Consider the following 23591-nt stretch of genomic DNA (forward strand, 5'->3'; position numbering starts at 1 on the left):
CGCTACCGATCATCGAGGACCTCGACCCCTACCCCGCCCCGATGAAACCCCGACCCGCACTCCCCACCGGATGTCCGAAGAGCCCGTAAAGGGTTGCGTGGAAGGTTGCCGAGGGCGAGTCCGCCCGGACTGGGCGATGATTCCCCACGCTAGCTAGGCTTCATCCCGAGACGAGCGCGAGGGGATGATCGTGGCAAAGAACACCGGGCAGGGCTGGCGGCGCGGCCAGGTCAGCGATCGCTACCAGCAGTACAACGACCGCACGGATCGGTACGACAAGTACGACGGTGACGGCAACCATGTCTCGTCCACGGCGAGCCCCGGACCATACAAGGGCGTCGAAGAGCGACTGTCCCGTAGGTCTCCGCGGGGCTGAAGGAGGCCGATCATGCCCACTGGGCCGAAGCACCAGAAGTACGTCGCGATCCCGGGAGAACCAGGGTCGTTCTACGCAGAGGACTGTCGGTGCATGATAGGCGAAGACCATGACGACGACAATGAGAGCGGCGGGGAGTCGTTGAGCGTCTGGGATGCCGCAGACATCTGGATGTCGAACGGCATGGACGAGGACTACACCTTCGGGTTCTCTGGAGACGAGCTTCGACGTGCAGCAGGGATGGACTGACCTCTTTGGTCGTCACACGCCTATGTCGTCGTGGATCGCAACGCTGTCGATCTCGTAGCCGCCGTCAGGAAGTATCCAGTAGTGGATGCGACGCGCCGAAGCCGAGTTGACTTGAAGGCTGGCTCGCCATGCGACGGCCCCGTCGCCACGCACCCGATACGGGTCGCTGCCGCCTGAGCCGGTCCGAAGACGGTGGACCTTGCGGCCCTCAATCTCGGGTGCTCGTCCAGTGACGATCTCAAAGACCACGTCGGCGACCTTCTGTGGCTTCACGCCTTCGAGTGCGTCCAGCGAGTCGAGGAAGTTGGGCCCAAGCACGTAGTCGGGTAGCGGTCTGGCCGTCTGCTCGGTGGGGATAGTGCGCGACGCCCACTGCGTGAGGACGAGATACTTGAACCCCTGCTCTCGGTCAGCGAAGCGGGGCGCTTCCTCTGCGGATGGGACCACTTTCGCGCTGCCCGCCTTACGCAATCGCGCACGCGCGGACTTCAGTTCGTTCTCGGCGCGTTTCGCCCGTCGTTCGGCCTGCTCGTACAGGAAGCGCAGCTGCTCACGTTCGTCTGAACTTGCGTTGAGCTGTCCCCTGAGAGCAGCCTCCTCTCGCCTAAGTCGATTGATCTCCGCCTTTTGCCCGTCGATCTGGAGCAGCAGCGCTTTCGTCGACGCTGTCGGCTGCGAGCTTGACGCGGGCGCGTTTGCGGGTGCCGGTCTCGGGATCGGACGCGGCCCCGGTACGGGAGCCGGTTGCCGGACGGGCGATGCTGGGACGGCGGTCGATTCAGCGAGTCCGGCCGCGTGATCACCGGCAGGGGTCGACGGTGTTGGGGGAGGCAGCGGTGCGGACTCTTCAGCGGAGGCGGGCTCATCGATGTCCTCAACGAGCCAAGGCGGCCCCCCGGGCAGCAGGGATGGCGCTGGAGTGATTGGTTCGTCGTCATCGACATCTCTGAGGACGAGCGACCAGGCGGGGCCAACCGTGCGGACTCGCGCGGCGACGACGTCTCCCTCGGTCATGAGCAGCCGAAGGTCGTCGAATGGGTTGGCTGTGACGTCCTCGATCTGGACGGGCACCACGACAGGTGGAGTAGTCGTTTCCGGGTAAAGCAGCAATTCTGCTGTGCGCTCGTCTACACCGGTGACCTTGGCTAGGACGACGTCGCCGATCGAGTACGCAGCCAAGGCCTCATCGGAAGTGCTAAGGCTTCTGGTTACGTCGACACGATTGGTCTCGGGGTCCAGCCAGCCTTTCACGGTCTGGCCCGGTGCAACGAGCCGGTCGATCGGCACGTCGTCGACAGTCAGCTCCTCAGCGATCGTCGCGGGAAGCGGGTTGCCGACTTCGACGAGAGCGCGGCCCGCGACGACCCATCTGACGACGGCGTCGACTTCCCGGAGATACCGCGTCGGCTTGGAGTGGAGAAGTCCCGCTGCGGCTGCCATCCGGAACATGTCGGAGATGAGTTGCTGAGTCGCCTTCTCGCCGTCGCGCTCACTCCATGCGAAGCGCAGCGGGGAACGCTGAAGATCGGTCAGCCACTCGTGCCCGACGGGATAGACCCGCCCGGCACCGCCGTACACCTGTGTTCCATGAGACATACGGTGCGAGAACTCCCAGGTGATGTCGCTGGTCGGCATGAGGTAGACATCGGCAAGCTCGCCGGCCTCATGCGCGACCTCGTCGACGTCAATCCATGGCTCGTCTCGTGCCGAAGGGATTGTGATCACGACGACCGGACGCTTCCGCGCGTCTCCGTTCAGCAAGTCGGCGAGAGCGCCTGCTGCGCGGGCATCATCGATGCGCTGGACAGTGGCCATGGATCAGATCCCGTAGAGCTTGAGCGCGACGTGATTGATGACGAACCGCTTGTTGTCGCTGTCCATAGCGAAGTGAATGCGACCGACCTGGTTGGGCTTGACGGCGTCTCGAACCTTCACGTGCGGCGTCTGGTCGTATGAGCGTCCGTCGAACTCGAACCAGCGCAGGCTCTTGTTCTTCTGGATCGTGTCGTCTGCGGTCGAAATGTTGAGGCCGTGGCGCTGCTTGAACCAATCGTCGATGCGGCCAATGTTGCCCGGATCGCCGCCGTAGAGATCCACGGCCGCATTGGCGAGAGCGAGGAGCTTGTCATGCATGTCTTCGGGTTCGGGGTAGTTGATCTTCGACCACGAACTGGCGGCGGCAGGGGTGAACACCACGCGTCCCTCGGTGGCAGCTTCGATACTCCTGAAGGTCTCGCTTGGGTCGACTCCGGACACCAGGGGAACGATCACCGTCCACGGGTCCACATCCGTCTCTTGTGTGGCCGATTGCGTCTGGAAGTACAGATCGCGCCAGTACTTCGCGTCCGCCTCGGCCGTATCAACCCGTTCAGCGCGATCCCGAAGCGAGTCGGCGTCGACCGCGTACTCGTTCGCGAGGCGCTCGAAGTCGTTGCGCTCTTCGATGAGCCCGTTTACCTGGTTCTGAAGGGCCGCGATCAACTCGGACTGGTCTGCCGCCGACTGCGCTTCGGCGACGCGCTCCGCGAGACGGTCTGCCTCGACGCGCTGCGCTCGGCGGCGCGCTTCCCGCCAGACCGCGTCGCTGCCCCGGTAGAGGGCTGACAGCGGTGCGACCACGCGCATCACCGCGCCGCGCAGTTCGTCGGTGCTCGTACTCAGGATGCGCTCCTCGGACCAAGTCGGACCGGGAACATGCGAATCGGACCATACGAGGCGGGCTCCGCCCGGTGGCACTTCAATGTGGGGCCTCAGCGAGGCCAGCCTCCAACGGGTGTAGTTCGCGAGGGTCACAACCCGCACGAGGCCGATGAGCCGTCGGGCAGCTTCTCGCGCGAAGTCCCATGCCGCCTGAGTGCTGGTGTTGACGAGGAGGACGGGAAGACGCTTCGGGCTGTCGAGGATCTCGGCGAACCCATCTACGAAGCTCGCTGAGGGTAGCTGAAGGTAGCGGTCGGAGACTCCCTGGTGACCCGTCTCCAGGCGGAGTTCCCGGTCGCGAGCGATGGCGCCGATGATGCCAGGCTGGAACACGGACGTGAATCCGATGGGAGTCAGAGCGCCACCCTGGCTCGATTCGCGTGAGATGCCAACTCGGATCGACACCGTTCCATCGAGGTCACCGATCGTCACCCTGGTTGTCAGCTGGACAGCCTGGGCGACATTCTGGCTGACCTCGATGAGCACGGCGCGAGCACTGTCCGTTGCCACGGTGCTCCACTGGGCCACGCGTGGAGTACCGTCGACTGCGACCGACAGCGTCGCGGTCCCATCCCGTGTGAGCGAATCGGCGGAGATGGCTCCATCCAGGCCGCGCCCGAGCCACCTCGCGGCGTGCTCCAAGAGCCGGAGAAGCGGGTTCGTTCCGCTTTCCGGTTCAGACGGCAGGACCTCGAACTCGGTCACGTAGAGCAGGTGCATCGGTGCCACAGTAGCGAGGGCCACGGACACGCGGTCACGGCTCGCGCGTCCGGTTTCCTATCTGTTGATAGTCACAGCGCTACAACGTCTCGCCGACGCCGAGCAGGAAGTTGACCCACGCCACCCCGGCGCCCGCGAGGGCGGCAGTGCCAACGGCGACGAGGACACCGGCGCGGGCCCGGGTGGCCGCGTGATAGTTGCCGCTGGACGTGGCGACGCCCCAGACGATCGCGCAGATGATCAGCATGAGCACGGCGAAGATCAGCACGAAGGTGAGCAGCGCGCCGACGATGAGGCGCAGGTCGCCGAGGCCGCCGACGGCCCCGAAGTCGGGTGAGACATCCATCGTGGTCGAGCCTCCTGTCAGGCCATGCACTGGCTGGTTTCGGACCCCGCCAGGAGGTCCTCTGGACTGTGAGTGTCGAGCCACGGCTCGGGGTCGATGCTCGGCGACGATGTGCCGCCGGGCCGCAGCTCGAAATGCAGATGATTGCCGGTCGAGTGGCCGGAGGTTCCGACATCCCCGATGTGCTGTCCCGCGGCGACGACCTCGCCGACGGTGACGAAGATCCCGTCAGCCCACATGTGGATGTAGACCGACGCGATCCGCTGGCCGTCGATGGTGTGCTCGATCGCGATGAAACCGCCGCCGGACTCGGTGTACGACGCCGCGCTGACTACGCCGTCGGCCAGGGCCAGGATCGGGGTGCCGCCTGGCGCGCTGAGGTCGACGCCGTGGTGGAAGTCGGGCTCGAAGGTGATCGGGTCGACGCGCGGGCCGAAGCCGCCCGAGCGCACCCAGGTTCCGGTGGGCAGGGGGAAGACGATCCGGCTCGTCTCCGGGACGTTGTCGAGCGGCGCGTTCGAGCCTGCGACGGATGGCGTCGATCACGCTGACGGTCCTGGCCAGCACGCGCTCCAGGGCTTCCCATTCCTCGGCGGTGATCTCAGCCGCGAGGGTCTCGACGTCGTAGTGCTCCCACCAGCCGTCGAGTTCGCGCCACATGTTCGTGAACGCGCGCACGGGGTAGGCGATGGCCGGCATCGGCATAGCCGCGGCCTCCCTGAGCTTGCGAGTCTGCTGGCGTCGGGTCGCGCGTTTGGCGGCGATCTCGGCGTTCGCCTTCTCCAGGGCCGCACGCGCGAGGGTCTCGAAGTCGTCCGGCACGACGAAGTCGCCGTCTCGTGGGACGTCGGATGCGACGGATACCAGCGCCTGTGCCTGCGCATGGGCCGCTTCGATGGATGCCTTGTGCTCGTCGATCAGCGCGAGCTGGTCGCGTGCGAAATCGCGAAGCTCGCCGGGCAGCGTCTCGTCGGCTGCGATGCTCTGCAGCGCGTTGACCTGCTCCAGGCTGTTCTGCGATTTCCTTCCCGTCACCATCAGCGCCGACTGCTCACGGGTCTTGCCGTGCCCGAGCGACGGTGGAGTCGTCACGACTCCACCGGAGGTTCCGGCGCGGTCGGCTGCGTCAGCGCCGAAGCGGGTCGCCTGCTGGCGGCGCACGGCATCCTCCGCCAGGATCTGCTTCAGCTCGCGGTAGAGCGTCGCCTTCTCGGTCTCGGTGAGCGGCTTGTGGTGCACCTGGTCTGCCTGCTCGGCGAGCAGCGCGGTGAGCTTGTCGGAGACGCCGTCGACGACCCACACCGCCACCTTCTTCTCGCCGAGTCGTTCGAGTGCGGCGAGCCGCCGTCGCCCGCTGAGCAGTACGCCGTCTGGAGTGATCGCGATGGGCTGCAACAGCCCGTCGCGGCGGATCGACTCGGCGAGCTGCTCGATGTCACCGAGATCGCTGCGGTGCCGGTGGCCGACCGTGATCGCGCTGAGCGATCGGTTGAGCGCGATGTGCTCCTGGCCGCCGCTCATGACGCTCTCCGCTGCCCGGGACGTCGCGGGGCGGACGCGACGATCGCGACGACGAGGTCGGCATCCTCGAGCATCGCCGGAAGGGGTTCCTCGCGCAGCAGCCGGAAGAGCACTCCCCGCCCGGACCGGGTATGGGCGTACTCGGGTTCGGGGTTCCCGAGCAGAACGCGCAGGAGGCCGTTCCACGATTCGGAACTGAGATTGAGGAAGGCGCGCAAGTGGAAGTCCCGACGAAGCGACTCCCAGGCCTGCACTCGTGTCTCGACATCGGTGAGGCGGTCGCACACGCACTCCGTCGCCCGCTTGGCCGAGTCGTACGGCCACCCGAGGTTGGTGAGCAGCGTGAGCGCGTCGGCGATGGCGTCGGCGACGTTCATCCCGTCGACTGCCGCAGGGGGCGGAGTGTCATCGCTGTAGGGCGGGTCGACCCGCAACGACTCGTGCCAGTCAGCGACGGGATGCTCGCGGCGCTGAACCGCTCGGCGTCGTGAAAGACGGAGTTCTGAGGGCGACGCGCCTGGTCCACGGAGCACAGCAAGCCGTTCGCCCGCTCCTCGGCGATCAGCGTCACCTTGACAGCCCGGGTGACCATCGCCCACGGGTCGTCGGCCGTGCGCATCGAGGGATGCCGCATGGCGTCGAACGCGGCAGCGGCTGCGACCCAAGGGTCGCAGCCGTGCTTGCGCGCCATCCGTCCGAACCTCCTGGAGCAGAACGCCATGAGGGCCGCGGCGTCCGGGTCGGAGCGCCACGCGCCATGCCCGGCCTCATGGAGCCGAACGATGAGGGCGCGCAGCCCCTCCGGCGACTCGAACGCCTGAGGCTCGTTCACGGGTTCATCACCTCCTGCGGAGGAGGTACGCCGGTCCGTCCCGGACTCTGTCGTGATGGTCGACATCGCCGCCCCCTCACAGTCCCGGCCCGGCGTGCTGGGGGCCGTCGTGCTGCGGCGTCGTGACGCCGAACGACGAGAGCGGCGGCAGCGCGGATGACCGCTCGCGGATCGCCCTGTGCGTCACCGCCGCGGTCTGCACGGGGAGCGATCGCGCCCGGCGGGCCAGCTCCGCTTGGAAGTCGATGCCGCGGCCGGCGATTCGCGCGGTCGTCTGCGGGATCAGCTCGGTGGGGCGCATCCAGACGATCCCGCGACGTAGCCGCTCGGTCTCGGCGGTGACTTCGGGTGCGAAGTCGCGCTTCGACGGATCGCCGTGCCGTGCGAGGTCGGAAACCTCGTCGGCAACGGTCGGCTCGAAGGTCTTGGCCGGTTCGTCGAGCCGGGACGGCGGGGGCTCGTCCCACGGGTCGATGGTGTCGTTCATTCCGCTGCTCCCTTCTGCAGGTCAGGTAGGTACGTGCTCCCCGTGAACCATCGGCCCACCGTGGAGGGGTGGACGCCGGTGGCCCGCGCGATGGCTTTGTTCGACAGGCCGTCCAACCGCAGCCGGGCGGCGAGCTGGCGTGGCGATTCGATCGCGGGCGGCTCGTCGAGTGCGAGGGCGGGGTCGAGATCTGTGGATGACACGAGCCCTGTGGACAACTCGGTGGAGTCCGTTGCGGGCCCGAAGCGCCGGGTTAGTACGACGGTGAGGTGTGTGATCGCAAGCAGCACGAGGGGCGGGACTGCGGCGACCGAGGCGGCGAGCACCTCGGGTACGTCGGCGTCCGCGGCGACGACGGCGTGGATCGCGTTCGCCGTGACGGAGACGAGCGCGCCGCCGAGCAGGAGCAGCCACGGGTACCAGGCCGCCCGCTGGCCGGCGAGGGCGACGACCGAGACGGTGGCGACGACGATGATCCCGTCGACGATGAGCGGACGGGCCCATGCCTGCCCAGCGCTGACGCCCGAGCGCGAGGCGAGGTCACTCAGGGCAGTGAACGACAGCCAGAAGGCACCGGCGGCGATGAAGATCGTCCCGGCGGCGGCGATCCACACCGCGAGCCGACCTGAGCGGGTGTCGTGCGCTGCGGGGATCACGGGAGTACCTGACCAGTAGGCAGCCGTGGCGCTGGCGGGGGCTGCTCATGCTGAGCGGCGGGTGACGCACCCACCGCCGATCGGTATGCCGAGCGCACAGTCGCCGAGACTTCGGCGCTCGGCAGTCCCGCGCGCTCTGCCGCCGCGCCGAGGTAGTCGCGCGCGGCGGTGAACGCGACGCCGTGCTCCGCGAAGCGGCACGCCGCCCAGAACAGGCCGCGGTTGCGCTCGCCCTCGCCCCGGGCGGCGACCCAGCTCGCGATGCGCTCGACGTCGATGCCGGGCGAGGCATCCGCCGCGAACCTGACCGCCTCGGCGGGCGCGGGCCGCGGGTCGAGGAACTGCCGCAGCCCGGCAGCGTCCACGGGCATTGCTTGGCCGTGGCCCGCGCCGATCAGCTCGTACGAGACGAGCGCGCCGTCGACGCGCACCCGAGACGGCGGCACCAGGACGTAGCCGCCCTCGCCGCGGAAGTCGATGCCCGCGCTGGCGACCTGCCACGACGGCTGCCTCTGCACGGGGTCGGCTGGGTAGTAGGCGTGGATGCCGCCCGACGGCGTGCGGACGAGGGCGGACCAGCGATCAACCAGCCCCTCGTGGCGCGCCAGCTCGAACGAGCCGAACCCGCTCACCGGCCCGTGCATGTCGACATCGACGACCTCCCAGCCCGAGATCGAACCGGTGGGCATCCCGATGTTCGCGTCCGGCCAGTCGTGCCACCAGCCGGCGACCTGGGCGGGAATCGTCGTGGCGTCGTGGAAGCCGTGGCGCGAGAGCGGGCGCTTCTCGCCGGGAACGCAGGGGAAGACGGGGATGCCCGCTTCCGCGAACCGTTCCGCCGCCTCGGCGGTGGTCGAGTCGATCACCGACGTGAGGAGCTGCACGGCGTCCATCAGAGGCTCCTGGCGACCGCAAGCTCGGCGCTTGCGGCGGCGGGTTCGAGGTTGGGCACCGAGGGTTCGGGCGAGCGCGTACCCGTGGATGCGGCATCCATCGCCTGCGCGAGACCGGGAGGCGTGCCGTCGGCAACCTGGAGGGTCGGCAGGGCGTCGAGGATCTTCACTGCGGCGGCGCGCACTCGCTCGCCGGTGGCCTGCACAACCTCGACCGGCGTCTTGCCCTCCACCGAGGTCGCCCACGACGAGACGTAGGGGACGGTGTAGATCGAGGTGTCCAGACCGTGCGCCGCGCCGATCATGAGCGCGACCGACTCGGCTTCGACCTCCCCGATACCGCGGTGACGTACTGCATCGGCGTGACCGGGGCCGTGGAGCATGACGTGCGCCAGCTCGTGGGCGAGCGTCTTGACCTGGGCGGCGGCATCCATGTTCGAGCGCACCTGCACGGCGTGCGCGAGGTAGTCGGTGACGCCATTCGCACCGCCGATCTCTCGCTCGCTCGTGACCATCCCGACAGTGAAGCCGTGCTGCCGCACCAGTTCGGCGAGTCCATCCCACAGCCCGGCCGGCGCTTCGCCGAAGAGCAGGGTCGGGCGCGTGGCCTCGGGGATCGGATCACCGGTGGTCTGCGAGACGTCCCAGACGTAAGCGGGCTTGACCCCGATCATCTTCGAGCGCACGACCTCGCCCGCGCTCGGCTGTTCGCCGCGTTCCAGACGCCGTCACGACTCCGGATCGAGCGGCGTGAGGCTCGCGAAGCGTCCGGTGATCGGCGCGAGGATCATCTAGCCCGCCTGGCCGCGCATCACCGAACTGCCGAGAGCAAGCCACTGCTTGAAGCCCGCGACGTAGCTCGGCATCGGGTCGGGCACGCGCCCGGCCTCGAAGGCGGCGGCGTGCTGCATCCAGATCAGGAGCGTGTTGTTGAACGATCGCGAGCGGAAGTGCGCGGCGAACTCGAGGGCACGCCTCCAGTCGGCACCCGTGACGAGCTGCTCGACCGCGCCGGTCAGCTGCTCGTGCAGCGCGTCGATCTTCGCTTCCCGCGCTTCGCGGGTCGCCTCCCATCCAGACATGTCGCGGCCACCTCCTGTCGCCCGATCGGGAGCCGGTCGGCTCTTGTCGATCAGGTGCGCCAGGCGTCACCGGTGACGGTCGCAACCCTGGTGGGGCGCGACGTCAGGAGCGAGGGGGAGCGCCTGACGTTGTAGGCGAGTGCCTAACAGGGAGATGTTCCGCGGACGTTACTGCTCCGGGAACCTGTCGTGATCCACGACATGGATGTCGTGATCCCGGACAGCGCCCCGGTACTGGGCAGGCGTGATGGTGAAGAAGCCGCGGAACTTCTCGACCGCGTGACCGCGGCTCCACCCGACGTGCGCGGCGACCACAGCGACCGTGTCGTCGGTCTCGCGCAGCAGGCGCGCCATCTCCTCGGCGCGTAGCCGTGTGAGGTGGTCGCTGAACGACTCGTGCAGCGTCTCTTCGAAGAGCCGCTGGAGCTGCCGGGACGAGATGTGTACCTCTTTGGCGAGGGCATCGACCGTCCAGTGCTCGGCGAGGTCTGCGTGGATGCGCGCGAGCGCCTCCGCGACCTCCCTGCGTGGCGGCGTCGTGCTCTGGTGCAACGGTGAGCGCAGCGTGCCCGTCAGCGGGACGCTCTCGTCGCGCAGGTGTGGCGTGACGATCGCCAGCAGGCGCGCGAAGACGGCGTCGGCGAGGTGGAACCCGTCGAACCCGTCCGTGAGCACCGCGTGCAACTCGTCGTACAGCTCGGCGACCGCAGCGGCGTCGGAGTCGGGAAGCCGGGCGCGGATGACCTTGGCGTAGACGCGGCCGAGTGCGCGCACGGACTCCGAGCTGGGGAAGAACGGCGAGAGTTGCCAGCGCCACTTGTCGAACACGAACTCCGGCTCGGCGTAGATCGTCGAGATGGTCGCGACGGGTTCTGGAGACCCGCCACAGGGGGCGTTCGGGCGCACCAGCATGAAGTCGCCGGGCTGGGTGTGGAACGCGCGCTCGTCGTGCGTGATCGTGGCCTCGCCGTCGCGGACGAGCAGGAGCTTCACCTTCGGATGAGCCACAGGGGTGACCGGCCGTCGGAACTCTCTGGTCTCGACGGCGATCGGCCCGTACTGGCTGACGCCGCGGGAGCCGCCCGCGGCGGGCGTGCGCTCCATGGTCCATTGTCACCTGTACTGGGGGCGAAGGCGAGCGCCTGTACCGGTTCTCGTCGGGTGACGCGGTGCGTCACGGGTATCCGTCGGGTTTCGCCGCCGATAGGGTGGCCCTTGTGCGCGCCTCGCGCACTCGATCCCGGAGGTCTGTCGACGTGGCTGAGGCCTGGCTTTCTGCTGAGGAGATCGCCGCCCACCTGGGCATCACGAAAGACACTGTCTACGACTGGATCGCCGACAAGGCCATGCCCGCCCACCGCGTCGGCCGGCTCTGGAAGTTCCAGGCCAGCGAGATCGACGAGTGGGTGCGCAGCGGCGGGGCGGCTCAGGCCCCCGCCGACAAGCCCGAGGAGCGTGATGCCTGAGTGCGCATCATCGACAACCTCAACGAGTTCCTCGGCGACGACCTGAAGGCGTCGATCAAGCCGGGGTCGAAGCTGCGTATCGCTGCGAGCACGTTCTCGATCTTCGCGTTCGAGGCGCTGAGGCGTGAGCTTCAGTCGATCGACGAGCTGGAGTTCATCTTCACCGCGCCCTCGTTCACGACGACGAAGGCGACCGACAAGCCTGCGCCGGAGAAGCGGCAGTTCTTCATCCCGAACGACAAGGGCCGTGATGCCGCGCTGTACGGCACCGAGTTCGAGATCCGCCTGCGTAACAAGCTGACCCAGCGCGCGATCGCGCGGGAGTGCGCCGAGTGGGTGCGGCGGAAGGTGACCTTCCGCTCGAACCACACGGGTGCGCCGATGCAGTCGTTCGCGGTGGTCGACGACACCGCCGCGTACGCCCCGCTGCAGGGGTTCACGACCGCTGACCTCGGGTACGAGCGCGGGCCTGCGGTGTCGAACATGGTGCACAAGATCGACGACGCACCGTTCACCCAGCAGTACGTCCAGCTCTTCGACCAGATCTGGCACAACCCCGAGCAGCTCGAAGACGTGACCGAGGCGGTGCGCGAGCACATCGCGAGCGTGTACGCGGAGAACTCGCCGCAGCGGGTGTACTTCCTGATCCTCTACAACCTGTTCAGCGAGTTCCTCGACGACATCAGCGAGGACGTGCTGCCCAACGACCTGACCGGATACCAGGAGACTGAGGTCTGGAAGGCGCTCTACAACTTCCAGAAGGATGCCGCGACCGGCGTCATCAACAAGCTGGAGACCTACAACGGTTGCATCCTGGCCGACAGCGTGGGCCTGGGGAAGACCTTCACGGCGCTGGCGGTAATCAAGTACTACGAGCTGCGCAACAAGACCGTGCTCGTGCTCGCGCCGAAGAAGCTCGCCGACAACTGGACGAACTACAACTCGAACTACACGACGAACATCTTCGCGAAGGACCGCTTCAACTACGACGTGCTCGCGCACACTGACCTGTCGCGCGACGGCGGCGAGTCCCTCGGCAAGCGGCTCGACCTGATCAACTGGGGCAACTATGACTTGGTCGTCATCGATGAGTCGCACAACTTCCGCAACGCCGACTACGTGCAGGAGCGCGAGACCCGCTACCAGCGGCTGATGCGCAAGGTTATCCGCGAGGGCGTGAAGACCAAGGTGCTGATGCTCTCGGCGACGCCAGTGAACAACCGGTTCAAGGACCTGCGCAACCAGCTCGCCCTGGCCTACGAGGGCGAGTCGGCGCAGCTTCAGGCGAAGCTGAACATCTCGACCACGATCGAGGAGGTGTTCCGGCAGGCGCAGCGGGTCTTCAACGAGTGGAGCGACCTGGCGCCGGAGGACCGCACCACTGAGGCGATCCTGGCGCGGCTGGACTTCGACTTCTTCGAACTGCTCGACGCGGTGACCATCGCGCGTTCCCGCAAGCACATCCAGGCGTTCTACGACACCACCGACATCGGCGCGTTCCCCGAGCGGATGAAGCCCGTCTCGCTGCGCCCGCCGCTCACAGACCTCGCCGACGCCCCGACCTTCAACGAGATCTTCGAGCAGCTCCAGTTGCTGACCCTGGCGGTCTACACGCCGCTGGCGTATGTCTTCCCGAGCCGCCGCGACAAGTACGAGCAGCTCTACGGGGCCGGCGCGGGCACGAACTACATGGGCGGGCAGACTGCCAACCTCGGCGCAGCCAGCCGTGAGCAGGGCATCCGCAAGCTCATGACGGTCAACCTGCTCAAGCGCCTGGAGTCGAGCATCGAGGCGTTCCGGCTCACGCTCAACCGACTGGAGTACACGGTCGCCGACGCGATCGAGGCCGTCGACAACCACGCCGCGAACATCGCCGACATCGTCTCCGCGTTCACCGACATCGACGCCGAGGACGACGACTTCGAGTTCCCCACCAGCGGCACCGTCGGCAAGAAGATGCAGATCGACCTGGCCGACATCGACGTCGAGTCGTGGAGCCGCGACCTGGTCAACGACGGCAAGGTCATCCAGCAGCTCCTCGCCTCGATCAGTGGCATCACCCCCGAGCACGACTCCAAGCTCATTCGCCTGCGCGAGCTGATCCGCGCGAAGTTCTCCGAGCCGCTGAACCCCGGCAACCGCAAAGTGCTGCTGTTCTCGGCGTTCGCCGACACCGCCGAGTACCTCTATAAGAACCTCTCCTCGACACTGAAGCAGCACGGCTACGACAGCGCGCTCGTGACCGGGCAGGGCAACCCATCCACGACGGTCGAGAAGGGATACGGGTTCCAGCAGACCCTCACCCTCTTCTCTCCGCGGTCCAAGCAGCGGCATCTGGTCATGCCGAAGGAGACCGCAGAGATCGACGTGCTGATCGGAACCGACTGCATCAGCGAGGGCCAGAACCTCCAGGACTGCGACTACCTCGTCAACTACGACATCCACTGGAACCCGGTGCGGATCATTCAGCGGTTCGGCCGCATCGACCGCATCGGCTCGACCAACGAGCGCATCCAGCTCGTAAACTTCTGGCCCGACATCTCCCTGGACGAGTACATCAACCTCAAAGAGCGCGTCGAGAACCGCATGGTCATCGCCGACCTTGCCGCGACCGCTGACGACAACGTGCTCACCCAGGAGGCCAGCGATGCTGCGTTCCGCAAGGAGCAGCTCCGCAAGCTGCAGGACGAGGTCATTGAACTCGAGGACGTCCGCACCGGCGTCTCGATCACCGACCTGGGCCTGAACGACTTCCGCATGGACCTGCTCGGCTACATCAAGGAGTACGGCGACCTGGCCGGCACCCCGAAGGGCCTGCACGCGGTCGTGCCCGCCCAGCCTGAGAAGGGCCTCAACCCGGGCGCGCTGTTCGTGCTGCGCAACATCAACGCCGACGAGCACCTCAACCGCGGCAACCGGCTACACCCGCACTACCTCGTCTACCTCGACGACCAGGGCCAGGTCATCGCCGACCACACCGAGGTCAAGCACCTGCTCGACGTCATCCGCGCCGGATGCCGCAACCGGGACGAGCCCGCCTGGGAGGTGTGCCGCGTCTTCAACGCCGCCACCCGCGACGGCGCGGACATGGGCAAGTACAGCCGCCTGCTCACCGACGCGATCCGCTCCATGATCGACGTCAACGAGGAACGCGACGTCGACAGCCTCTTCAGCCCCGGCCACACCACCGCGCTCGTGCAGACCATCGCCGGGCTCGACGACTTCGAGCTGATCGCCTTCCTCGCCATCATCGAGGAGGTGCCAGGTGGTTGAGCCTGTCGAGACCACGCCCGTCCTCTACCGCTGGCCCGCGAACGCCGCGTTCGGCCGCGCCGTGCCCAAGACCAAGTTCTACGAGCACGGCAACGTACGCACCGCGCTGCGCGAGAAGTTCATCGACGACATCCAGCGCATCACCTGGGCCTACAAGCTCGCCGACGACACCATCCGACTGCGCGGCACGACCACCGTCCCCGAGATCCAGGTTTTCACGATCGAGACCAAGGGTGCGGACGTCTCCGACGAGGTACTCGCCGCCATCGACAAGACCGTGCACTTCCCGATCATCTTCGAGGTCGCCAGCACAGAACGGGTCCGCATGGCCGCCGCACAGAAGTCGCTTGACGGCAAGACACCGCGCATCGCGACCTACTTCACCACCGACTGGCAGTCCGCCGACGCGCCCCGCCGGCCACTGCCGACGGCACTCGACTTGCCGAGCCTCTATGAGGCGCTCCTGGCGTCACTCTTGCCGGTCGCCACGCGCGTCGGCGAGACGGTGTCAGAGGCGACCGACAGACTGGACCACGCCCGAAAGCTCCAGCGCGAGATTGCCGCGCTGGAGAAGAAGCTGCGCACCGAACCACAACTCAACCGCAAGATCGAACTGCGCAGGCAGCTCAAGGAGCGCGAGACCGCGCTCGCCGAGCTGACCGATCCCGCGCCGAGCACCAGAGGATGACCCCGAGGATGAGTATGGAGAAGCTGAAGATGCACTCGCCGGACCTGACCGAGCGAAACATCGACAAGATCGCCGAACTCTTCCCGGCCGTCGTCACCGAAACCCTCGACGTCGACGGCAACCCAACCCGCGGTATCGACTTCGACGCTCTCCGCCAGGAACTCTCTGACCACGTCGTCGAGGGACCGCAGGAGCGCTACCAGCTCGACTGGCCCGGCAAGCGAGCCGCTGCCTTCGCTGCCAACGCCCCCATCGCGAAGACCCTCCGCCCCGTGCGTGAGGAGTCCGTCGACTTCGACACTACGAAAAACCTCTTCATCGAGGGCGACAACCTCGACGCGCTCAAGTTGCTTCAGGAGTCCTACCTCGGCAAGGTCAAGCTGATCTACATCGACCCGCCCTACAACACCGGCAACGATGAGTTCGTCTATCCGGACGACTACTCCGAAGGTGCAGACGAGCACCTCGTTCGCTCTGGGCAGGTCAACGATGCAGGGGAGCGGCTCCGGTCGAACCCCGACTCGAACGGCCGCTTCCACTCCGACTGGCTCGACATGATCTACCCGCGCCTGAAGCTGGCGAAGTCGCTGCTCACGTCGGACGGCTACATCGTCGTGAGCATCGACGACGCCGAGTTCTCCGCACAGGAGCTGTTGCTCGACGAGGTGTTCGGCGCGTCGAACAAGCTCGCAGTCCTTGTGTGGGACCGCAACCGAAAGAACGATGCACGGTTCTTCTCAGTCGGCCACGAGTACATGCTCGTCTACGCCCGCGACAAGACGGTCCTCACCGAGCGAGGAACGCGGCTGCGCGAACCGCAGGCCGGGATCGCCGAGGCGCGCGAGTTCATCGCTGAGGCCCGCGGCCGACTCGCCGATGACTGGGATGCCATTCAGGCGGAGTGGCGGAAGTGGACCTCGTCGTTCGCAGCCGATGACGAGCGCCGGAAGCTGGGACGCTTCTCGAAGGTCGGGCCGCGCGGCCCGTTCCGCGATGACGGCAACATCTCATGGCCGGGAGGTGGCGGTCCAACCTACGATGTGCTTCACCCGGCTACTGGACTGCCGACGAAGATCCCGTCGCGCGGCTGGGTCTTCTCGACCAAGAAGCGCTTCGATGAGGCCGTCGCAGAGGGTCGAGTCGTATTTGGGCCGGACGAGACCACGCAGCCGCGGATCATTTCGTACCTCTTCGAGTCCGAAGGCCTCGTGATGGGGTCCGTCCACTACAGCTATGCGCAGACGGCAGCCGTGGACTTCATGAACCTCATGGGCGGCAAGATCTTCGACAACCCGAAGAGCTGGAAGGACCTGCGACGGATCATCGAGTACCTGACCGAAGCCGATGACATCGTGGTCGACTTTTTCGCAGGGTCCGCATCTACCGGTCATGCGGTGCTCGACCTCAACGCCACAACGGAGAGTCAGCGCCGCTTCATCCTCGTACAGGTCGCCGAACCAGTACCGGAGAAGAGCGTGGCCGAGACGCACGGCTACAGGACGATCTCGGGTATCGCGCGCGACCGTCTGCGTCGCGTCGGCGATTCCCTCGACACGGCCAGTGACGCCGATGCGGGCTTCCGGATGCTGAGAGTCGATACGACGAACATGACGGACACCAGCACAACTGCCGACGCGCTCGGCCAGGGAGATCTCGTATCCCTGATCGACAGCGTCAAGCCCGACCGTACCGATGAGGATCTGCTCTTCCAGGTGCTGATCGACTGGGGGCTCGATCTGAGCCTCCCGATCGAGCGTGGGGTTTCGAGAGAGAGAGAGAGAGAGAGAGAGAGAGAGAGAGAGAGAGTACTTCCGCGTCGCCGACGACGCGCTCGTCGCATGCTTCAGCGAGGAGGTGTCCGCTGATGTGGTCACCGAGATCGCGAACCTCCAACCGCTGCGTGCAGTTTTCCGGGACTCGGCCTTCAGGTCGGACGCGGATCGCATCAACGCAGAGCAGCTTTTCCGTGAACTCTCGCCCAACACGGAGGTCAAGACCGTATGACCTTGCTGCTCTGGGCGGTGGTGCGTGATGGAGAAGCGCGCACTTCACTCGCCCGACCTGACCGCTCGCAACGTCGAGCGAATCGCCGAGCTGTTCCCGCAGGTCATCACCGAGTCGAGGGATGCCGGGGGCAACGTGACCCTCGCCGTTGACTTCGATCTCCTCCGCCAGGAGCTCTCCGACCACGTAGTCGATGGTCCGCAGGAGCGCTACCAGCTCGACTGGCCGGGCAAGCGAGTCGCGGCTTTTGCGGCCAACGCGCCGATCGCCAAGACCCTGCGCCCGGTGCGCGAGGATTCGGTCGACTTTGACACGACGAAGAACCTTTTCATCGAGGGCGACAACCTAGAGGCGCTCAAGCTCCTCCAGGAGTCTTTGCTCGGGAAGGTCGATGTCATCTATATCGATCCGCCATACAACTCTGGTGCCGATTGGGTGTACGACGACGACTTCGTTGAGACGACGAGTGACTACCTCGCACGATCGGGCCAACATGATGCAGCAGGTGGTCACCTGGTCTCGAACGCAGAGGCGAACGGTCGATTCCACTCGGACTGGCTCAGCATGATTTACCCACGGCTCAAGCTCGCGCGCAATCTCCTTAGCGACTCGGGCGTGCTCATCGCCGCCATTGACGATGGTGAACACTCGGGTCTGAAGCAGGTACTTGACCAGGTGTTCGGAGCCCAGAACTTCCTCTCCAATGTCGTATGGCAGGGACGGGCGAAGAACGACGCGCGGTTCTCGGCTGGTGGTCTGGACTACATGCTCATCTACGCCCGCGACCGCAACCGTCTGATAGCTAACGACGTGCGGTGGAAGGAGCCAAAGGGCGGCTACGACCTGGTAGTCGCAGCGGTCCGTGATGCATGGGCCAGATCAGGCAATGATGCGGACAAGGCGACCTCCCTCCTCCGCGAGTGGTGGCGTACGAAGCCGGACACCGAGAAGGGGTTGCAGTCGTATACGGAGATTGACGACAACGGCAGAGCGTTCCTACGTGGGCCGCTCGCCAGCCCGAACCCTCGCGCCAACCTTCAGTACGACCTCTTCCACCCCGTTACCGGCAGGGCCGTGCCGATGCACCCCAACGGGTGGAGGTACTCGAAGGAAACGATGGATCAGATGCTCGCGGAGGGCCGGATCCTATTCGGGGCAGACGAGACGACAACGCCGCGGCGCAAGATGTTCCTCGACGAGCAGGAGGACCAGGCGATTCGATCGCTGGTGGTCCATGAGCGGGCCAGTGCCACGTCTGCCGTCGCGAGCCTCATGGGCGCTGACGTCTTCGACAATCCCAAGGACACAAGGGTCCTCGCGAAGTGGATCAACGCGGTCAGTGCAGCGAACCCTACTGCCCTCGTCCTGGACTTTTTCGGCGGCTCGGGTTCGACTGGGCAGGCTGTCATGGAACTCAACAGAGTTGATGGCGGTCAGAGGCGGTTCGCCCTCGTGCAACTGGACGAGTCGGTTGCTCCCGACTCAGTTGCCCAGCGCGAGGGCTACCAAACGATCGCTCAGATCGCCCGCGAACGGCTCCGACGTGCAGGGGCGAAGCTTCGTGCGGAAGCCGGGCTTATGGCAGACACGCTAGATGTCGGGTTCCGAGCGCTCAGGGTTGACAGCACGAGTATGGCTGACACTGTCACGACCGCTGACGATCTCGTCCAGATGACGCTCATGGAGACCATCGGCAGCGTCAAGCCAGGTCGCACGGATGAAGACTTGCTGTTTCAGGTATTGCTCGATTGGGGCCTGGATTTGTCGGAGGTCCTCAAGGTTGAGCAGATCGCCGGTACGCCTGCGCTGGCCGTCGCTGACGATGCGTTGGTCGCCTGCTTTGCCGACAACGTGAGTGAAGGAGTCGTGCGCGCCATCGCCGACCGGCACCCGTTGCGCGCTGTGTTCAAGGACTCCGGCTTCGCCACCGACGCCGCGCGCATCAACGCCGAGCAGATCTTCCGCGAGGTGTCTCCCGAGACAGAGGTAAGGGCGATCTGACCCGATGAAGCTCCAGTTCAAGGTCCAGCCGTACCAGACCGAGGCCGTCGATGCCGTGGTCGATGTGTTCACCGGCCAGCCGTATGCCGACGGGGTGAAGTACCGCATCGACCCCGGAAAGGACGCGGCGCTGACGCTGCTGGAGGATGCAGGGCTGCGCAACGCGGAAATCGCTCTCACGCCGCCGCAGCTCTTGGAGAATCTGCACGGGGTGCAACGGGCGCGCGGCCTGGCGCTGTCGAAGGACTTGAAGGACCCGGTCAAGAAGTCGGCCGCGCCGATCAACCTCGACATCGAGATGGAGACCGGCACCGGCAAGACCTACGTCTACATCAAGACGATCATGGAGCTGCACAAGCGGTACGGGTGGTCGAAGTACATTGTGGTCGTGCCGTCGATCGCGATCCGCGAGGGTGTGAAGAAGTCGTTCGACATCACCGCCGAGCACTTTCAGCAGTTCTATGGCACCAAGCCGCGCACGTTCGTCTACAACTCGTCGCGGCTGCACGAGCTGGAGCGGTTCTCATCGGACGCGGGCGTGCAGGTGATGATCATCAACATCCAGGCGTTCAACGCTACTGGCAAGGACGCCCGGCGCATCTACGAGGTGCTCGACGACTTCCAATCCCGCAAGCCGATCGACGTGATCGCAGCGAACCGGCCGATCCTGATCATCGACGAGCCGCAAAAGATCGAGGGCGACGCGAAGAAGCCGTCGAAGTCGCTGGAGGCGCTCGGCCTGTTCAACGCCCTGTTCGCGCTGCGCTACTCGGCGACCCACAAGATCGAGCGCACCAAGGTGCACCGTCTCGACGCGGTCGACGCCTACAACCAGAAGCTGGTCAAGAAGATCGCGGTACGTGGCATCACGGTCAAGCACTTGGCCGGCAGCACCGCCTACCTCTACGTCGACGGGCTCGAGGTCGGGAAGGGCGCAGAGTTCCCCAAAGCGCGCGTCGAGCTGGAGGTCCAGACCGCGACCGGCATCAAACGGCAGGTGAAACGCCTGAGCCAGGGCATGAACCTGCACGACATCTCCGGCGGCATCGAGGCCTACAAGGGCCTGTTCATCCTGGACGTGGATGCGAACCGCGACATCATCGAGCTGAGCAACGGTGACATCATCGGCGCGGGTGAAGTCACAGAGGATGTCGCCGAGGACCAGAAGCGGCGCATCCAGATCCGCGAGGTCATCCGCGCCCACCTCGACAAGGAGCGCGAGCTGTTCGCGCAGGGCATCAAGACGCTGTCGCTGTTCTTCATCGACGAGGTCGCCAAGTACCGCGACTACGACCGCGAGGACACCCTCGGCGAGTACGCCCGGGTATTCGAGGAGGAGTACGACGCGGTCCTCGCCGACTACCTCGGCCAGCTCGACCTCGATGAGGCTGCCGAGCGGTACCGCACGCACGTCGAGGCCATCCCGGTTCGATCGACCCACGAGGGCTACTTCTCCATAGACAAGAAGACCGGCCACTCCGTCGACGGCAAGATCGCGGCCCGCGGCGACTTCGCAGGCCAGTCCGACGACGTCGACGCCTACGACCTGATTCTGAAGCACAAGGAGCGGCTGCTGTCGTTCGCGGAGCCGGTGCGGTTCATCTGGTCGCACTCGGCGCTGCGCGAGGGTTGGGACAACCCGAACGTGTTCGTGATGGGCATGCTCAAGAAGAGCGACAACACCACGACCAGGCGGCAGGAAATCGGCCGCGGACTGCGGCTGTCGGTCGACCAACACGGCGAGCGGATGGACAACCCCGTCACCGTGCACGACATCAACGAGCTGACCGTCGTCACCGACGAGTCGTATACCCAGTTCGTCACCGCACTCCAGAAGGAGATCGTCGAGTCGCTGTCGGCCCGGCCGCGGAAAGCCAGCGTCGACTACTTCACCGGCAAGCAGTTCAAGACCGCGGACGGCGGGACGAGCGTGCTGGAGAGGGCGGTCGCGCAGGCGCTGTACAACCACCTCATCCGAAACAACTACATCGATGACGACGGCTTTGTCACCCAGGAGTACAAGGACGCCCGCGTCGACGGCACGCTCGCCGTCCCCACCGCGGACGTGCTCAAGCCCATCATCGACTTCGTGTGGCCGCTGGTCGACGCCCTGTACCTCGACGTGCCCAAACCGACCGACGGGCGCAAGCCGAAGAAGATCCCGTTCAGCGAAGCCAACTTCAAGAAGCGCGAGTTCCAGGAGCTGTGGGGCCGCATCAACCACAAGGCCGTCTACCAGGTCGAGTTCGACTCGGCCGAGCTGATTGCCAACTGCATCAAGGTGCTCGACAAGTCCCTCAACGTCACCGTCATGCAGTACCTCGTCGAGAGCGGCAAGCAGGTCGTCGGCCTGGAAGTCGAGCAGCTCGAGGCCGGCACCGGCTTCAAGGTGTCCGAGACCAAGGTCGAACACTCGGCCGTCTCGGCAGGCTCGACCGTCAAGTACGACCTCCTCGGAGAGATCGCGGAGAAGACCCAGCTCACCCGCCGCACCTGCGCCTCCATCCTCACCGGCATCAACCCGGGCACGTTCGCGAAGTTCAAGCAGAACCCCGAGCACTTCATCACGGAGACCGCCCGCCTCATCAACGAGCAGAAGGCGACCGTGATCGTCGAGCACCTCGCCTACGACCCGCTCGACCACCGCTACGACTCGTCGATCTTCACCGAGAACCAGACCGCGCAGGACCTGTCGAAGGCAGGCGACAAGCTCAAGAAGAGCGTTTACGAGTACGTCGTCACCGACTCCAAGGTCGAGCGTGCGTTCGTAGAGCAACTCGACGTGAGCGATGAGGTTGTCGTCTACTCCAAGTTGCCCCGCGGGTTCTTCATTCCGACTCCGGTTGGCGACTACAACCCCGACTGGGCCATCGCGTTCCGCGACGACACTACGAAGTTCAAGCACGTCTACTTCGTCGCCGAGACCAAGGGCTCGATGTCCACCCTCCAGCTCAAGGGTGTCGAGGAAGCCAAGATCGAGTGCGCCCGCAAGTTCTTCGCCTCGCTCAACGACAAGGCCGAGAACAACGGCGTGAAGTACGACGTCGTGGACACGTACGAGAACCTCCTCGTGCTTGTGGGGGCGTGATGGCTGACGTCCGAATCAACGGTGTGGCACAGCAACCCGTGTCCGAGCCCCACGCGAACCGACTGACGCCCGAGCGCCTTCGCACCATCGTCGAGTCTGCGCATCTCAACTTCCTGATCGGCGCGGGTACGTCCGTTCCCTACTTCGCGCCGCTTGGCAACATCGAGCAGGCGCTCACAGACCTCGCCGACGCGAGCGGGTCCGACGGTGCGAAACTGCTTGTCCGCGCCTCGATTCAGGCTTACTTCTTCGAGAACGTCCTCGTCCCCAACACCAAGGTCATCGAGCGCGAGGCATCGGCTGAGTCCGTTCTTCGCTCATATGCGACCTTCGTGCGTACCCTGAACCGCATCTTGCTGCGACGGCACAGCACGCTCCTGTCGAAGCAGGCGAACATCTTCACGACGAACGTGGACATGTTGTTCGAGGTGGCCATGGAGGAACTCGGCATCGACTTCTCCGACGGGTTCAGCGGGAAGATCAGGCCGAAGTTTGACCTCGGTGATTTCAACACCCTCCGCTTTCGGATGGGCAGTCGGTACGAGCACCGGTTCGAGGTGCCGGTCTTCAACCTCATCAAGATCCACGGATCGGCCTCGTGGCGTCAGCAGGAGCGCGCGAACCGGAAGTCCGACATCTATTTCGACCACGGGTTGACGCTCGTATGGGAGGTCGCGGGGCAACTCGACGCTGCGAGGCAGCACCTGCTGCCTGTGCTCGTCGATCCTCAGCCGCAGGGCCAGGGGCCGACAATCCGCTCAACCACGGATCTTCTGACCGAGGCAGAGCGACGATTTGAGGACCTCAAAGTGCTCGGCACCCAGGAATCGACATCCGCGGCAGTTGAGGCATTCTCGGATGGCTACGGCAAGCTCGGCATCGTCAATCCGGACAAGCGCAAGTTCGCGACGACCGTGCTCAACGAGACGTACTACGAGCTGATCCGCCGCTTCTCCAACGAGATGGAGAAGGAGAACAGCGTCCTATTCGTCCACGGGTTCTCGTTCCGTGATGAGCATCTGCGCGATCTCGTTCTGCGTGCAGCGCGAACGAACCCGACCCTGCAAGTGGTTGTGTTCTGCTATTCGCGCGGAGGGCTCAAGGACTACGAGGTGCTCCTGCCCGACACCGAAGTCAAGAATGGCAACATCCAGTTCGTGATCCCAGACGAGCCAGGCGAGGGACTCGTTGAACGCAAGATCAACCTCG

The 23591-nt window shown here is 65.6% G+C and carries 22 protein-coding genes; 9 read left to right on the forward strand and 13 right to left on the reverse strand.

Features of this window, described 5'->3' with window-relative positions:
• Window positions 1-190 precede the first annotated feature (190 nt).
• Window positions 191-376 carry a hypothetical protein gene (locus FH969_RS11465; RefSeq protein ID WP_108719932.1) on the forward strand — a complete coding sequence of 62 codons (186 nt, stop codon included), beginning with the start codon at window positions 191-193 and terminating at the stop codon, window positions 374-376.
• Between the two features lie 12 nt (window positions 377-388).
• The gene (locus FH969_RS11470; protein ID WP_108717755.1) at window positions 389-625 is read left to right on the forward strand and encodes a hypothetical protein; all 237 of its coding nucleotides are present in this window, start codon (window positions 389-391) and stop codon (window positions 623-625) included.
• 12 nt (window positions 626-637) lie between these two features.
• On the opposite strand, the gene FH969_RS11475 is transcribed toward FH969_RS11470, so the two are convergent.
• The 13 genes from FH969_RS11475 to FH969_RS11525 all read right to left on the reverse strand — a co-directional run bounded on the left by FH969_RS11475 (window position 638) and on the right by FH969_RS11525 (window position 10966).
• Entirely contained in the window at window positions 638-2440 is a 1803-nt protein-coding gene (locus tag FH969_RS11475; RefSeq protein WP_139987331.1) for a hypothetical protein, read from the reverse strand.
• Between the two features lie 3 nt (window positions 2441-2443).
• The gene (locus FH969_RS11480) at window positions 2444-4045 is read right to left on the reverse strand and encodes a hypothetical protein (RefSeq protein WP_139987332.1); all 1602 of its coding nucleotides are present in this window, start codon (window positions 4043-4045) and stop codon (window positions 2444-2446) included.
• 79 nt (window positions 4046-4124) lie between these two features.
• Window positions 4125-4391 (reverse strand): DUF6112 family protein, encoded by a 267-nt coding sequence (locus FH969_RS11485; protein ID WP_108717750.1) that lies wholly within the window; start codon window positions 4389-4391, stop codon window positions 4125-4127.
• Window positions 4392-4408: 17 nt separating this feature from the next.
• Window positions 4409-4738: a M23 family metallopeptidase gene (locus FH969_RS11490; protein ID WP_234417904.1), complete on the reverse strand. Its 330-nt coding sequence runs from the start codon at window positions 4736-4738 to the stop codon at window positions 4409-4411.
• Window positions 4620-5912, reverse strand: a complete 1293-nt coding sequence (locus FH969_RS15820) for a ParB N-terminal domain-containing protein (RefSeq protein WP_108717749.1) — start codon at window positions 5910-5912, stop codon at window positions 4620-4622. Before FH969_RS15820 ends, FH969_RS11490 begins: the two co-directional genes overlap by 119 nt.
• On the reverse strand, window positions 5909-6289 hold the full coding sequence (locus FH969_RS16065; RefSeq protein WP_342777027.1) for a hypothetical protein: 381 nt from the start codon (window positions 6287-6289) through the stop codon (window positions 5909-5911). Before FH969_RS16065 ends, FH969_RS15820 begins: the two co-directional genes overlap by 4 nt.
• Window positions 6286-6810 (reverse strand): hypothetical protein, encoded by a 525-nt coding sequence (locus FH969_RS16070; RefSeq protein ID WP_342777028.1) that lies wholly within the window; start codon window positions 6808-6810, stop codon window positions 6286-6288. The genes FH969_RS16065 and FH969_RS16070 overlap by 4 nt, the downstream gene beginning before the upstream one ends.
• 10 nt (window positions 6811-6820) lie before the next feature.
• Window positions 6821-7231 carry a hypothetical protein gene (locus FH969_RS11505; protein WP_108717748.1) on the reverse strand — a complete coding sequence of 137 codons (411 nt, stop codon included), beginning with the start codon at window positions 7229-7231 and terminating at the stop codon, window positions 6821-6823.
• The gene (locus FH969_RS11510) at window positions 7228-7887 is read right to left on the reverse strand and encodes a DUF2637 domain-containing protein (RefSeq protein ID WP_234417699.1); all 660 of its coding nucleotides are present in this window, start codon (window positions 7885-7887) and stop codon (window positions 7228-7230) included. The genes FH969_RS11505 and FH969_RS11510 overlap by 4 nt, the downstream gene beginning before the upstream one ends.
• On the reverse strand, window positions 7884-8780 hold the full coding sequence (locus FH969_RS11515) for a bifunctional DNA primase/polymerase (protein WP_108717747.1): 897 nt from the start codon (window positions 8778-8780) through the stop codon (window positions 7884-7886). The genes FH969_RS11510 and FH969_RS11515 overlap by 4 nt, the downstream gene beginning before the upstream one ends.
• The gene (locus FH969_RS16075) at window positions 8780-9466 is read right to left on the reverse strand and encodes an ImmA/IrrE family metallo-endopeptidase (RefSeq protein ID WP_342777029.1); all 687 of its coding nucleotides are present in this window, start codon (window positions 9464-9466) and stop codon (window positions 8780-8782) included. The genes FH969_RS11515 and FH969_RS16075 overlap by 1 nt, the downstream gene beginning before the upstream one ends.
• Window positions 9467-9571: 105 nt before the next feature.
• Complete coding sequence (locus FH969_RS16080) at window positions 9572-9862, reverse strand: ArdC-like ssDNA-binding domain-containing protein (protein ID WP_342777030.1); 291 nt, start codon at window positions 9860-9862, stop codon at window positions 9572-9574.
• 168 nt (window positions 9863-10030) lie between these two features.
• The gene (locus FH969_RS11525) at window positions 10031-10966 is read right to left on the reverse strand and encodes a helix-turn-helix domain-containing protein (protein ID WP_108717746.1); all 936 of its coding nucleotides are present in this window, start codon (window positions 10964-10966) and stop codon (window positions 10031-10033) included.
• A 152-nt stretch (window positions 10967-11118) separates the two neighbouring features.
• On the opposite strand from FH969_RS11525, the gene FH969_RS11530 reads away from it, so the two are divergent.
• From FH969_RS11530 to FH969_RS11560, 7 genes are all read left to right on the forward strand, one after another.
• Window positions 11119-11328, forward strand: a complete 210-nt coding sequence (locus tag FH969_RS11530; protein ID WP_108717745.1) for a helix-turn-helix domain-containing protein — start codon at window positions 11119-11121, stop codon at window positions 11326-11328.
• Window positions 11329-14601: a helicase-related protein gene (locus FH969_RS11535; protein ID WP_108717744.1), complete on the forward strand. Its 3273-nt coding sequence runs from the start codon at window positions 11329-11331 to the stop codon at window positions 14599-14601. It abuts the gene before it with no gap.
• Complete coding sequence (locus FH969_RS11540) at window positions 14594-15289, forward strand: DUF4391 domain-containing protein (protein WP_108717743.1); 696 nt, start codon at window positions 14594-14596, stop codon at window positions 15287-15289. The genes FH969_RS11535 and FH969_RS11540 overlap by 8 nt, the downstream gene beginning before the upstream one ends.
• Before the next feature lie 14 nt (window positions 15290-15303).
• A complete protein-coding gene (locus FH969_RS11545) occupies window positions 15304-17154 on the forward strand; it encodes a site-specific DNA-methyltransferase (protein ID WP_139987334.1) in 1851 nt (616 codons plus the stop codon).
• A gap of 166 nt (window positions 17155-17320) precedes the next feature.
• On the forward strand, window positions 17321-19294 hold the full coding sequence (locus FH969_RS11550) for a site-specific DNA-methyltransferase (RefSeq protein ID WP_108717742.1): 1974 nt from the start codon (window positions 17321-17323) through the stop codon (window positions 19292-19294).
• Between the two features lie 4 nt (window positions 19295-19298).
• Complete coding sequence (locus tag FH969_RS11555; RefSeq protein ID WP_108717741.1) at window positions 19299-22382, forward strand: type III restriction-modification system endonuclease; 3084 nt, start codon at window positions 19299-19301, stop codon at window positions 22380-22382.
• Between the two features lie 38 nt (window positions 22383-22420).
• A partial coding sequence (locus tag FH969_RS11560; protein ID WP_139987333.1) for a hypothetical protein occupies window positions 22421-23591 on the forward strand: 1171 nt, incomplete at its 3' end.

The organism is Miniimonas arenae, from assembly GCF_006351005.1.
GTDB classification, from domain to species: Bacteria; Actinomycetota; Actinomycetes; order Actinomycetales; family Beutenbergiaceae; genus Miniimonas; species Miniimonas arenae.

Coding starts and splice junctions, on each gene's coding strand:
- FH969_RS11470 (WP_108717755.1), top strand. CDS start 389: ATGCCCACTGGGCCGAAGCACCAGAAGTACGTCGCGATCCCGGGAGAA.
- FH969_RS11475 (WP_139987331.1), bottom strand. CDS start 2,440: ATGGCCACTGTCCAGCGCATCGATGATGCCCGCGCAGCAGGCGCTCTC.
- FH969_RS11480 (WP_139987332.1), bottom strand. CDS start 4,045: ATGCACCTGCTCTACGTGACCGAGTTCGAGGTCCTGCCGTCTGAACCG.
- FH969_RS11485 (WP_108717750.1), bottom strand. CDS start 4,391: ATGGATGTCTCACCCGACTTCGGGGCCGTCGGCGGCCTCGGCGACCTG.
- FH969_RS15820 (WP_108717749.1), bottom strand. CDS start 5,912: ATGAGCGGCGGCCAGGAGCACATCGCGCTCAACCGATCGCTCAGCGCG.
- FH969_RS16065 (WP_342777027.1), bottom strand. CDS start 6,289: ATGAACGTCGCCGACGCCATCGCCGACGCGCTCACGCTGCTCACCAAC.
- FH969_RS16070 (WP_342777028.1), bottom strand. CDS start 6,810: ATGTCGACCATCACGACAGAGTCCGGGACGGACCGGCGTACCTCCTCC.
- FH969_RS11505 (WP_108717748.1), bottom strand. CDS start 7,231: ATGAACGACACCATCGACCCGTGGGACGAGCCCCCGCCGTCCCGGCTC.
- FH969_RS11515 (WP_108717747.1), bottom strand. CDS start 8,780: ATGGACGCCGTGCAGCTCCTCACGTCGGTGATCGACTCGACCACCGCC.
- FH969_RS16080 (WP_342777030.1), bottom strand. CDS start 9,862: ATGTCTGGATGGGAGGCGACCCGCGAAGCGCGGGAAGCGAAGATCGAC.
- FH969_RS11525 (WP_108717746.1), bottom strand. CDS start 10,966: ATGGAGCGCACGCCCGCCGCGGGCGGCTCCCGCGGCGTCAGCCAGTAC.
- FH969_RS11545 (WP_139987334.1), top strand. CDS start 15,304: ATGGAGAAGCTGAAGATGCACTCGCCGGACCTGACCGAGCGAAACATC.
- FH969_RS11550 (WP_108717742.1), top strand. CDS start 17,321: ATGGAGAAGCGCGCACTTCACTCGCCCGACCTGACCGCTCGCAACGTC.
- FH969_RS11555 (WP_108717741.1), top strand. CDS start 19,299: ATGAAGCTCCAGTTCAAGGTCCAGCCGTACCAGACCGAGGCCGTCGAT.